General features: G+C 33.3%; 7 protein-coding genes and 1 riboswitch. Of the genes, 6 read left to right on the forward strand and 1 reads right to left on the reverse strand.

All coding sequences use genetic code 11. The features are described from left to right. Positions 1-172: 172 nt before the first annotated feature. The 5 genes from KA858_RS08810 (at position 173) to ribH (ending at position 5,450) form a co-directional block, all read left to right on the forward strand. Positions 173-1,663, forward strand: coding sequence for an FAD/NAD(P)-binding protein (locus KA858_RS08810; RefSeq protein ID WP_210135471.1), 1,491 nt, complete (start codon positions 173-175; stop codon positions 1,661-1,663). A gap of 153 nt (positions 1,664-1,816) precedes the next feature. Next, positions 1,817-1,959: riboswitch (FMN riboswitch) on the forward strand. A gap of 141 nt (positions 1,960-2,100) precedes the next feature. Then, positions 2,101-3,144: a bifunctional diaminohydroxyphosphoribosylaminopyrimidine deaminase/5-amino-6-(5-phosphoribosylamino)uracil reductase RibD gene (gene ribD / locus KA858_RS08815; protein WP_210135472.1), complete on the forward strand. Its 1,044-nt coding sequence runs from the start codon at positions 2,101-2,103 to the stop codon at positions 3,142-3,144. Positions 3,145-3,150: 6 nt separating this feature from the next. Next, positions 3,151-3,783 carry a riboflavin synthase gene (locus tag KA858_RS08820; protein ID WP_107630338.1) on the forward strand — a complete coding sequence of 211 codons (633 nt, stop codon included), beginning with the start codon at positions 3,151-3,153 and terminating at the stop codon, positions 3,781-3,783. A gap of 15 nt (positions 3,784-3,798) precedes the next feature. Then, positions 3,799-4,980, forward strand: coding sequence for a 3,4-dihydroxy-2-butanone-4-phosphate synthase (gene ribB, locus KA858_RS08825; RefSeq protein WP_210135473.1), 1,182 nt, complete (start codon positions 3,799-3,801; stop codon positions 4,978-4,980). A gap of 11 nt (positions 4,981-4,991) precedes the next feature. Next, positions 4,992-5,450: a 6,7-dimethyl-8-ribityllumazine synthase gene (gene ribH / locus KA858_RS08830; protein ID WP_210135474.1), complete on the forward strand. Its 459-nt coding sequence runs from the start codon at positions 4,992-4,994 to the stop codon at positions 5,448-5,450. Positions 5,451-5,722: 272 nt separating this feature from the next. Here ribH and KA858_RS08835 read toward each other — a convergent pair whose 3' ends face one another. Then, complete coding sequence (locus KA858_RS08835) at positions 5,723-6,724, reverse strand: proline dehydrogenase family protein (RefSeq protein ID WP_210135475.1); 1,002 nt, start codon at positions 6,722-6,724, stop codon at positions 5,723-5,725. Between the two features lie 224 nt (positions 6,725-6,948). On the opposite strand from KA858_RS08835, the gene KA858_RS08840 reads away from it, so the two are divergent. After that, entirely contained in the window at positions 6,949-7,776 is an 828-nt protein-coding gene (locus KA858_RS08840) for an alpha/beta fold hydrolase (RefSeq protein ID WP_210135476.1), read from the forward strand. Positions 7,777-8,067 lie beyond the last annotated feature (291 nt).

The raw sequence follows: 8,067 nt of genomic DNA on the forward strand, positions 1-8,067 counted from the left end.
ATTATACGGACTTTATCTTCACCTCAATAACTTAATACTACCATAATTGCTGAGTTAAATGAAAAATGATGATAATAACATATAAGTATAAATTATTTTAAGCGATTTATGATATTGATATAATAGGTATATTAAAAAGGCTTTTTAGAGTAATAAAGAAGGATGATGATATATGCGTGTAGCTATAATTGGAATGGGTACGGCTGGTGTGAGTGTTTTAAGGCAGTTAGTCAAAAATGAAGCATTTAAATATTTAGAGGTAGATGTCTATGATAATGAAAAGAATATGGGACAAGGTGTGCCATTTCAAAATGACAGTAGTCAGTTACTCATAAATTTGCCAACAAAGCAGATGAGTTTAAATTTAGATGATGACGAAGAATTCTGGAATTGGTATCAAGAACAATCAGAGTTTAAATTTGATAATCCTAAGTACTTACCTCGATTTGTGTTTGGTCATTATATGAAATCTTATCTATCTAACTTTGACCTATTATTTGATAATCTTTCGGTTATCAAGCGTCCAGTTCGTGAAATTTTTACAAATTCAGAAATAGATGAGACGACATTAAAATATTATGTATGTACATCAGAAGATATGAGTGAATGGAAAGAATACGACTATATCTTCTTAACAACAGGTACTTTCGCTTATCATGATCCGTATCAATTAAAAGGTGAAAAAGGATATATTCAAACACCTTATCCTACATATAATACATTGGATGAAGTTTCAGAATCAGATGATATAGCCATAATTGGAACTGGATTAGCTAGTTTAGATGTTGTTAGGTATGTCGCTACACATCATCCTAAGTTGCCAATTACTATGACGAGTCGTTCAGCACATCTGCCAAGTGTAAGAGGGAATATGGTTGATATTGAATTCAAATATTTAACTAAACAAAAGTTTAATGAGCTAAAAGGAAAACATTTTGGAAATGTTCCATTAGAAATCGCTTTTGAATTATTTCAACAAGAATGTGAAGACCGTAATATAGAGTTAGATAAATTAATACATAGACGTACCGGTAATACAATTAAAGATTTACAATATGATCTCGAACGTGCAAATGAAATCGGAGTATTTCAAAGTTTGATTGAAAATGTTAAAGAGAATTTGAATTGGATATGGAATAGTTTCAGTCGAGAAGATCAGCAAGCCTTTGATAAGCGATTTTCAAAACATATTCAATTAAATTCAAATCCAATGCCACCACGTACAGCAGAATTAATTATTAAACTCATACGTAATCAATCACTTATTATTAAAAGAGGATTAGAGGATATTAAACATGCAGATGACGGTTATTTATTAACATTTAAAGATGAGCGACAACCTAAACTATATGATGTCATAATCAATTCAACTGGATCCAAAACACATTTGTCAGATTTAGATGACGAAGATCAGCTTATACTGAACCTTCAAAATAGACAAATCGTTCAGCCTCATCCAATGGGTGGTATTCAAATTATTCCAGAAACGAATCAAGTCATTAGCCCAAGATATGGAACATTAAATAATATGATTGCCATTGGACAAGTGACGAACGGTGTTAACAAGTTAAGAAATGGTGTGAAGATGATTGTTGATCAAGCAGTAAGTTCTGTCAACTATATGTACGACAATCAAAGTAAGTTTGATCACATCGATGCTTAAAGTGCATGTTTACACTTAAATGACCAAATTGCATCAATGGTTACACTGTTTAATATTATATAGCGTAGACGGTTTGTAATTTTTAAACAATAAGCGTATGATGATTAGTGTAGTAATCAAACTACATTAACTCTAATAATCACAATTTCATATGAATTCTTTCGGGGCGGGGTGCAATTCCCAACCGGCAGTAAATTAAGCCTGCGACCTGTCAAAGTATATGGTTAACTACTTTGATGGCTGATCTAGTGAAAGTCTAGAGCCGACAGTGAAAGTCTGGATGGGAGAAAGAATCGAGACGTCAATTTAAGTTATAATGACGCTTATTTAGCATACACATTTAAGAAATGTTGTAAGCTTATTTGAACATATATTTAATTTCCCTATGCCTGTAAATGTTTTATTGGTATAGGGAATTTTTATTTTGAGGTGATGAATTGAGTTATTTTATGAATTATGCAATACAACTCGCACAAATGGTTGAAGGTCAAACGGGTGTTAACCCGCCAGTGGGTGCTGTCGTAGTCAAGAACGGTAGAATTGTCGGACTGGGTGCACATCTTAAACAAGGTGATAAACACGCGGAAGTACAAGCACTTGATATGGCTGGAGAAAATGCAAAAGGTGGAACGATTTACATTTCGTTAGAACCTTGTACGCACTTTGGCTCAACACCACCATGTGTGAATAAAATTATAGAATTTGGACTAAGTAAAGTTGTTTACGCTGTTAAAGATACAACATTACCTTCTGAAGGGGATGTTATATTAGAACAAGCTGGCATCGAAGTTGAATATCAATACACAGAAGATGCAGCTGCGTTGTATCGTGACTTTTTCAAAGCTAAGTCAGAACAATTACCTGAAATCACGATGAAAGTGTCTGTATCATTAGATGGTAAACAGGCTACTGATATGGGTCAAAGCAAATGGATTACAAATTCAGATGTGAAACAAGATGTTTATCATTTAAGACACACGCATGATGCTGTATTAACAGGTAATGGCACAATTAACGCTGACAATCCCCAATATACGACGCGTATTCCAAACGGTAAACATCCTATTCGAATCGTTTTATCAAGAAGTGGCAATATTGACTTTACAAAGCAATTGTTCCAAGATTCTTCAAGCGAAGTATGGATATACACAGAAAATGAGCATCTTAAAAGTCCAAACTCAAATGTCAAAATAATCTATTTAACTGAATGTAAATTAAAAGATATTTTAAAAGATATTTATAAGCGAGGTATTGGTAAGTTATTAATAGAAGCTGGACCTCGTGTAACTTCGGAATTTCTCCAAACACATTTTATCGATCAACTTATTATTTATTACGCCCCGAAAATAATAGGTGGTTCTGGGAAAAATCAATTCTATCAAACAAATGATGTCATTGATTTAAACCACGCCACGCAATTTGAAATTATTTCTACTGAGTTAATTAATCAAAATTTAAAAATGATCTTGCGAAAGAAGTGACAACTCATGTTTACAGGTATCGTTGAAGAAATTGGTACTGTCAAGAATATTCGTACGCATCAATCAGTTAGAACACTGGATATTGCTTGTCAAACGATTGTAGAAGACATGCACATTGGTGATTCTATTAGTGTGAATGGTGCATGTCTAACGGTGATTGATTTTACAAGTAACTATTTTTCGGTACAAGTTATTAAAGGTACTGAAGATAAAACATACTTATCACAAATTAAGCAAAATGATGAAGTGAATTTAGAACGCGCAATGCCAGGAGATGGTCGCTTTGGAGGTCATTTCGTTTTAGGTCACGTCGATGATAAAGGTGTGATTACGCATGTAAACGAAACATCTAATTCAAGAATTGTTTCGATTAAAGCATCGCCAACGATTATTAAACAGATGGTTAAACAAGGCTCTATCACTGTAGATGGTGTAAGCTTAACTGTTTTTGATCTTCGGAATGATAGTTTTGATATTCATTTAATACCTGAAACGAGACGTTCAACGATTTTATCTTCCAAGCAAAAAGGAGATTCAGTTCATCTAGAAACGGATGTTCTTTTCAAATACGTTGAACGAATGATGAGTAGAAATGAATCAGAGCTTACATTAGATAAGCTGAAAGCATTTGGATTTTAGGAGGCGTAAGATTAAATGAAATTTGATGAGATAAAAGATGCACTAAATGCTTTAAAACGTGGTGAAAGTATTATTGTAGTGGACGATGAAGATCGTGAAAATGAAGGTGACCTGGTTGCTGTTACGCAATGGATGAATGATAATACCATCAATTTTATGGCAAAAGAAGGTAGAGGATTGATTTGTGCACCAATTAGTAAAGATATAGCTCAAAGATTAAATCTAAACACAATGGTTGATCATAATACGGATGACTTTGGAACGAATTTCACAGTTAGTGTCGATCATGTAACAACTTCAACTGGTATAAGTGCATTTGACCGAATGGCAACGGCACGTGCCTTAATTAATCCTGAATCTACACCGTCGGATTTTCATAAACCTGGTCATCTATTTCCACTCATTGCTAAGGAAAAGGGTGTATTAGAACGTTCCGGTCATACTGAAGCGGCTGTTGATTTAGCCAAACTTACGCAAGCTAAACCTGCTGGTGTAATATGCGAAATTATGAACGAAGATGGCACTATGGCTAAAGGTGAACAACTTGAAGCATTTAAACAACGTCATGGCCTTAAAATGATTACAATTGAAAGTTTAGTTAAATACCAGAAGGATAAAAACGCTAATGTTGAATTGAAAGCAAAGGTAAATATGCCAACAGATTACGGTTCTTTTGAAATGTATGGATTTGAATCACCATTAACTAATGAAGAAATTGTTGTACTTGCTAAGGGTAAACCACGTGCGACTGAAAATGTACGTATTCACTCCGCTTGTTTAACAGGTGACATCTTCCATAGTCAAAGATGCGATTGTGGTGCACAACTAGAAGTGGCAATGAAATATATTCATTCGCATGGTGGCTTAATTATCTATTTACCTCAAGAGGGGAGAGGGATAGGGTTAATAAATAAACTAAGAGCATATGAATTGATTGAACAGGGTCATGATACAGTAACAGCTAACTTAGCTTTAGGTTTTGATGAAGATTTGAGAGATTATCACATTGCAGCACAAATATTAAATTATTTTAATGTACAACAAGTGAACTTGTTAAGTAATAATCCCAAAAAATTTGAAGGTTTATCTGAATATGGTATTACAGTTGCGGATCGTACACCAATTATAGTGGCAGAAACTGAATATAACCATGAGTATATGAATACCAAAAAAATCAAAATGGGTCATTTAATTTAGGAGGAATAAATATGAACTTTGAAGGTAAATTAGTAGGAACAGATTTAAAAGTAGCAATTGTAGTAAGTCGTTTTAATGATTTCATTACCAATCGTTTATTAGATGGTGCGAAAGATACACTCGTACGTCATGGTGTTGAAGAGGGTAATATTGATGTTGCATATGTCCCTGGTGCATTTGAGATTCCATTAGTCTCAAAAAAACTTGCCCAAAAAGGTGCATACGACGCAATTATAACTTTAGGTTGTGTTATAAGAGGCGCAACATCTCATTATGATTATGTGTGTAATGAGGTAGCTAAAGGTGTTTCTAAGGCAAATGACGTGAGTGATACACCAGTTATATTTGGTGTATTAACAACAGAAAGTATTGAACAAGCAGTTGAAAGAGCGGGTACTAAAGCAGGAAATAAAGGTGCCGAAGCTGCAGTAAGTGCGATTGAAATGGCTAATTTATTAAAACAGTTTTAATTTGAAATGATAGGGAGTGGGACAGAATTCTTTTAAATTCGTCGTCCACTCCCAACTTGCTTAGCTTGTAAAATCACTTTCGTGATTTTTTGTGTTGGGGCCCCGACTCCCAGCTTGCTTTGCTTGTAGAATTTCTTGATGAAATTCTCTTTGCTGGGCCCCGCCTGCAAGGGTGACTAGAACTGAGAAAAGCTTGATTTAAGCGCCTTCTCAGTTCAGTCAGCTACTGCGAATTTGCAAAATAGCTTCACTATATTATTTTTGTCCCGGACTTATCGTTTTATAAGTTTAGTTACACCTGAAATTATAAAGGCTGCTCCAAGTCCTAAACTAGTGAAAAGACCAATTTTCTTCAATGTTTTAGTTGAGACGAACTCTTGATATGCTAGTGCTAAATTTTGTGGACGCTCAGCTAATCTACGCATGAAATAACCGAACCAGTCATTACCATATGGTACATAAATAGTGAAATGGTATCCTTGTCGTGCAATTTCTTCAGCTAATTCGCTACGGAATCCATATAACATTTGAAATTCGAATTGATCCTTATCGATATTATGTAATTTAACAAATTGTTTAACATGGTTAATAATTTGGTCATCATGTGTAGCGATAGAAGTGAAATTTTTAGCATTTAAAAGTCGTTTTTCGATGATTTTTATGTAATTTTCATCAATTTCTTCTTTAGTTTGAAAAGCGATTTGTTGATCCTCTTTATAAGCACCTTTGACTAATCTTAAGCGTAAATTAGGATATTTATCAATTAAATTGACTGCATCATAAAGATAAGCTTGTATTACAGTACCAACGTTTCTGAATTCCCCTTTAAGACGATCTAGTACTTCAACGATTTGTTGTAAACTGTCATATTTTTCAGTGTCAATGTTAATATGCATATTATTGAATTCATTAGCTTTAAGTAATATTTCTCTTAAATTGTGATAAGCTAATTCTGTATCAAATTCACCACCAAGTGAACTTAATTTTACTGACATATGTGCATCAACATTATAATCTTTAATGGCTTGCATAACTTCTAAAATTTCATTTTTTGCTTGATTTGCTTCTTCAACCGTTCCAACAAATTCGCCAAGATTATCTACTGTAACAGCAATATTTAAATCGTTGAGTCTCTCGATTGTATCAATTAGTTGCTCGATCGTATTGCCAGCTACAACTTTGTTAGCACCCATTTTGGGTCCTACTTTTTTGGCAGTTTCATTTAAATATGTGCTATTTGATAATGCAATAAAAAAATTTTTGAAAAGTGACATATCCCATTCCTCCAAATTACATTAAACTAATAATTTAATAATAGTTTAGCATGAATATTACATAGTAGAAAGCGTTTTCAATTATCTGAATACTATAAAAAAGAGTATAATTACATCGCCGGACAATAATTATAATGAGATTGTGTCTCAGATTTACACCAGACTTAACAGATAATCTGATATAATACATTTATTGAAATATAAGTTAGAGAGGAATCATACATATGTGGAAATGGGAAACTGAACATGATGCTAAAGGTGTCGTTGTTATAGTGCATAATATCTTAGAGCATACTGGTAGATATGCTTATGTCATTACGATGTTAAGACGTAATGGCTATCACGTAATCATGGGTGATTTACCTGGCCAAGGTCAAACTTCTAGAGCGAGTAAAGGGCAACTCGAGCATTTTGATATTTACCATGAAACGCTGTTGGAATGGGTTAGAATCGCAAATGAATATAAAATTCCTACATTCGTTATGGGCGTCGGGCTAGGTGGATTGATATTATTAAATGTACTTGAAAAAACAGAATTGCCTATCGAGGGTATGTTACTCCTTTCTCCATTGTTAGAATTTAAAAGAAACAATAAAACGCGCAAAGATATGCTTATCTCTAATATTGGTAAAGGTTCTAAGGATGCACGCTTCAACTTAGGTATAGAACCTGAAGACTTAACACGAAATGATGAAGTAATTGATGAAACAAATCAAGATGGTTTAATGTTAAGAAAGGTAACTTATAAATGGTATAACATTGTTCTAGAAACAATGAAAGATACAGTACAACATTTGAAAGACATCCAATCAATGCCAACATTACTCATGTATGGCACAGAAGATAAAATATTAGAATTGCGTTCTTTAGAAGAATTAAAAAATAAACTTAGCACGAATGAATTTTATTATAAAGTTTGGCAAGGGCTCTATCACGAGATTCATAATGAACCTGAACGTGATCAAGTGATGCGCTATGTTTTAACATTTTTAAATAACAGTGTGAATACTATGGGCTTTATTGTTAGTGAAGAAGAAATTGAAGAAGTATGATACATTTGGCTAACCAATGATTTAATTTGTTGGTTAGCTTTTTTTAAACACCTAATTAAATATAATGCAATTGTTTGATTGAATAAGTTAATTTAGTAATAGTAAGTTAATAACTTTTAAAGATAAGTAAAAATATAATATAATGTAAATGATAAAGTCCGTATAATTGTGTAAAAGTAAAAAGGCCATATAACAGTCCTTTTACGGTACAATGTTTTTAACGACAAAAACATACCCAGGAGGACTTTTACATGACCCAAGTACATTTTACACAGAAAAGCGAAGAGATTC

The sequence above is a fragment of the Staphylococcus sp. GDX8P80P genome (genome assembly GCF_017893095.1).
In the GTDB taxonomy this organism is placed as follows: Bacteria; Bacillota; Bacilli; order Staphylococcales; family Staphylococcaceae; genus Staphylococcus; species Staphylococcus borealis.

Bases quoted from the DNA above. Each gene is read 5' to 3' on its own strand.
- KA858_RS08810 (WP_210135471.1), top strand. From the start codon at position 173: ATGCGTGTAGCTATAATTGGAATGGGTACGGCTGGTGTGAGTGTTTTA.
- KA858_RS08820 (WP_107630338.1), top strand. From the start codon at position 3,151: ATGTTTACAGGTATCGTTGAAGAAATTGGTACTGTCAAGAATATTCGT.
- ribB (WP_210135473.1), top strand. From the start codon at position 3,799: ATGAAATTTGATGAGATAAAAGATGCACTAAATGCTTTAAAACGTGGT.
- ribH (WP_210135474.1), top strand. From the start codon at position 4,992: ATGAACTTTGAAGGTAAATTAGTAGGAACAGATTTAAAAGTAGCAATT.
- KA858_RS08835 (WP_210135475.1), bottom strand. From the start codon at position 6,724: ATGTCACTTTTCAAAAATTTTTTTATTGCATTATCAAATAGCACATAT.
- KA858_RS08840 (WP_210135476.1), top strand. From the start codon at position 6,949: ATGTGGAAATGGGAAACTGAACATGATGCTAAAGGTGTCGTTGTTATA.